A 3,480-nucleotide genomic window follows, 5' to 3' on the forward strand; every position below is an offset into this window, starting at 1 on the left:
GGTCGGTCGCGGCGCGCTGCGCGGCGGCAACCGCCTCGGCCCGCAGCCGGGCGAACTCCGACATCTCCTCCGGGGTCCAGTCGGTCGCCGCCGACAGCAGCTCCGTCAGCGTCGCCGCGCCCTCGCCCTCGGGGACGACTACCCGCGCTGTGGGGCCTTCGCGGAACGTCACGCCGGCCAGGTCGAACCGCACATGCAGTGGGCCCGGGTGGACCTCTACCGAGCCCTGTCCGGCCACCAGGTCGACGGGTTGCTCACGTGGCATGAGGGTGCGGCCGTTTGCGGGCCGACGAACCGGGGATGACACCCACACGACGTCACCGTCCTGCGCGGGGACTCCGGTGATGTCCTCCAGGCTGATGGTCACTGTGCGCATCAGGTCCTCGCTTTCAGTCGTGGTAAGCGGGCTGGTCGAGCCGGTCGTGCGGGCGATCGGTCATGGGTCGGCGGGGGAGCCGTCGTCGCTGATCCCGGTTTCCTCTTCGGAGACGTCGTCGTTCTCGACCCGCTCGGACCACTGGGTGACGATCAGGCGGTTGTAGCGGGAGCCACCGCGGACCGTTCGGATACCGACCGCCACGCTGTACCGGAACCGGACCTGCACGTAGTAGCCCGGCTCCGGGACGACGAACGAGGTGGGGATGACCACGGGGTCGCCACCGTTCGGTGCGAGCCCTCCCGACTTGCCCTGGGTCAGCGGGATCGTGGCCAGCGAGTACACCGTGAAGTCGGGGCGCAGGACCGCGATCTCGGCGAAGCCGTTGTTGTAGCCGTCGCCGCCGTGGGAGAAGAACGCTGTGGCGTCCCATGCGCCCTCGCGGTCGAGCCGGATGCACGCCTCGGTACGGAACGTCGAGCCCAGCCCGGGGTGCTGTCGGGAGACGGTCACCAGCTCGGCGTCCTGGTTCGGGCCGAGCATCTTGTTGAACGGCAACGCGCGGTTTCGGCCGGGGCCCAGCCGGAACCCCTGCTCCATCACCACTGCGCAGTAGCCCATCTTGCCCAGCAGCTCCAGGCGGTTGCTGAGCGCCTCCTGGCCGTCCACGAACGCGGGGATGTCGCCCTCGTAGCGGCCCAGCACCATGTCGATCACACCGCGGATGAGCCCGTCGACGCCCTGGGCGAGCGCCTGGGCGACCGTGGTGACGTCGTCGAGGATTGACTCAAGCAGACCTCGGCCGCGCTCGGGGACAGTGGGGGACGAGCCCCCCGACAGGTCAACGCCCACCGGTGTCACCGTCCTTCGGCGGGGTGTAGTCGTCGGCGGCATCCGCGGCCTGGGCCCGGCGCACTGCCGCGCCGATGACGATCGCCTGCTGCGCCTCGACGAACTCGTCCTCGTCCATCTCGGTCACCGGCTTGTCCGGCATCGTCGTGCGCACCGGGCGCCGGCGCTTCTCCCGCGGGATCCACGCCCCCTGCTCCCACGGAGCCCCACCGGAGCCGAAGGAGTCGTACTTGATGGACGGCTCGGACGCCGACCCGGGGCCGTCGCAGCCGAGATCTCCGAACACGTGCTTCGCGAGGGCGTCGCACTGCTCGATGTCCATCTGGACCCCGCCGGCGTGGAAGAACACCCACGACAGCGGGTGGAACTCCGGTGAAGTCTCATACGGGTACAGCAGGTCCAGGTCCACCGCGGTTCCTCTCATTGGATGAAGGTCTTGACTCGGGCCAGGGCGTTGGCGATGCCCTTGACGGAGATCGCCAGCGCCCGCACGGGGGACTCGCGGCCTGCCGGGTCACCGAGCGCCACGGTCTGGAACGGTCGGCCACGCTCGGCACCGATCGAGCAGGACTCGATGTAGCTGGCGAACACCAGGCCGCGATGCTCCGCACCGCACTGGTCCCCCGCCCGGAAGTCCCGGAACATCCGGTACGGGGCCGATCGGTCGACGTCGAAGGCCACAGAGATCGATCCGGCGCCAGCGGCGAGGGCCGCGAAGCCCTGCTGCATCGCCTGCAGCGACCAGCCGTCACCGGCGTGCACCTGGTCGCGGTAGGCGAGCCGCCCGTGGGCATCACGGCGCGCGAGGTTGATCCACGACGACCACGCAAACAGTCGGTCCTGGGTGAGGTCGGAGACCCACTCGCCGAGCATCGCCGCGCCGGCCACCAGCAGCGGCCCGAACACCGGAACCGCGGCCGCCAGAGCCGCGCCGATACCGGAGAAGATCGACTTCGTCGTCCCGGCCATCATCCGGTTGATCGCCTCCGGCGAGCGTCCCCCGACCGTGGACCGCCAGTCCGTGGACTTGGTGATGGTGAACTCGGAGGTCACGTGCATGTGTTTCGGCCGCCACACCACCCACGGCAGCACCTCGGCGTGGGTCAGCGGCCGGTCGCCGAGCTCGAGGATCGGCGAGTTCTGCTCGGTCGAGAACGACCGGGTCAGCCCCTTGAGCATGTCCCCGATGTGCCCGGTGACCGAGGTGTCGAACCCGCGCGGCACCACGTCCAGGATCAGCGTCGGCTTGGTCAGCGTGCAGTACTCGGGGAACGGCTGCGGGTCACCCTCCAGCCACAGGTCGGTCGTGAGCAGTAGGCCGGCCGCGTCGAGGGTCTCGGCGAACAGGTCGCCGGCCATGTCGAAGCGGGCATCCAGGTGGGTGTAGGCGGTGATGATCGCCGACATCCGCGGGTTGACCATGATCGGCCACCGGTCCGGCAGGATCCCCGACCACGCCGATGGCGCCCACTGGTCCCAGCCGGAAATCCCACCCGGCTGGAAGTCCCGCAGCAGGTTCACCAGCAGGTAGTCCTTCAGGACCCGCTTGGACTCCCCTCGGCGCGAGTCGCGGTACTTGGCCTGCACCGCAAGGGTGGGCGAGCTCGGGTCGGAGCGGCACGCGATCTTCTCCACGTGGCGGTACAGGCTCTCGGCCTCGACCTCGATCCGGTCGTCCCGGCGGCCGTGATGGTCGCGGATCCGCCCGACCCGGTAGACCAGCCGGTCACGCCACGACGGCCCGGCTTGGACCAGGATCCACTGCGCCTCGTCCACCAGGGCCCGCCACCCGGCCTGCGGATCCACTGCGGCGAGATCGGTAGGGATGAACGCGCCCGTCGCGGCATGGTCGCCGCCCCACTCGCCGGTGAACACCCCGACCTCGTTGACCGTGTCCGGAGCCTCCCAGCGCAGCGCGCCGTGCAGGTCCGCGGCCGGTTGGATCTCCTTGTCGAGCAGCTTGAACACGATGTCGCCGGCGGCGATGGTGTCAGCGCGCTCCTGAGACCAGTCAGACATGCCGCCCCCTCACCACGCCCACGGATCCAGCACCAACACCCGGCACGACATCGAGCAGCCGTCGAGCACCCAGCCCTCCGACGTGCCGCCGATCTCGATCGGCCGCGGCACCCGCCGGCCCCGCATCGCCCGCCACGCCGGATGGTCGAGCTCCCCGCCAGGGGCATCGGCGCGGATGACGCCGCCCGTGGCCGGGTCGGTGTCCAGCACCAGGGGAGTCGACGTCGACGGCA

Annotated in this window: 5 protein-coding genes; all 5 read right to left on the reverse strand. The window is 70.3% G+C overall.

Features of this window, described 5'->3' with window-relative positions; all coding sequences use genetic code 11:
* The coding region (locus G6019_RS03240; RefSeq protein ID WP_182627034.1) for a hypothetical protein at positions 1-376 on the reverse strand (376 nt) is incomplete at its 3' end.
* Between the two features lie 60 nt (positions 377-436).
* On the reverse strand, positions 437-1,228 hold the full coding sequence (locus G6019_RS03245) for a hypothetical protein (protein WP_182612271.1): 792 nt from the start codon (positions 1,226-1,228) through the stop codon (positions 437-439).
* A complete protein-coding gene (locus G6019_RS03250) occupies positions 1,218-1,652 on the reverse strand; it encodes a hypothetical protein (protein ID WP_182612272.1) in 435 nt (144 codons plus the stop codon). The genes G6019_RS03245 and G6019_RS03250 overlap by 11 nt, the downstream gene beginning before the upstream one ends.
* Positions 1,649-3,247: a hypothetical protein gene (locus G6019_RS03255; RefSeq protein ID WP_182612273.1), complete on the reverse strand. Its 1,599-nt coding sequence runs from the start codon at positions 3,245-3,247 to the stop codon at positions 1,649-1,651. Before G6019_RS03255 ends, G6019_RS03250 begins: the two co-directional genes overlap by 4 nt.
* Positions 3,248-3,256: 9 nt before the next feature.
* The coding region (locus G6019_RS03260; RefSeq protein WP_206681803.1) for a hypothetical protein at positions 3,257-3,480 on the reverse strand (224 nt) is incomplete at its 5' end.

The sequence above is a fragment of the Dietzia sp. DQ12-76 genome (genome assembly GCF_014145045.1).
GTDB lineage: Bacteria > Actinomycetota > Actinomycetes > Mycobacteriales > Mycobacteriaceae > Dietzia.

Excerpts from the sequence above, each read along its gene's own strand:
- G6019_RS03250 (WP_182612272.1), bottom strand. The coding sequence starts at position 1,652 with ATGAGAGGAACCGCGGTGGACCTGGACCTGCTGTACCCGTATGAGACT.
- G6019_RS03255 (WP_182612273.1), bottom strand. The coding sequence starts at position 3,247 with ATGTCTGACTGGTCTCAGGAGCGCGCTGACACCATCGCCGCCGGCGAC.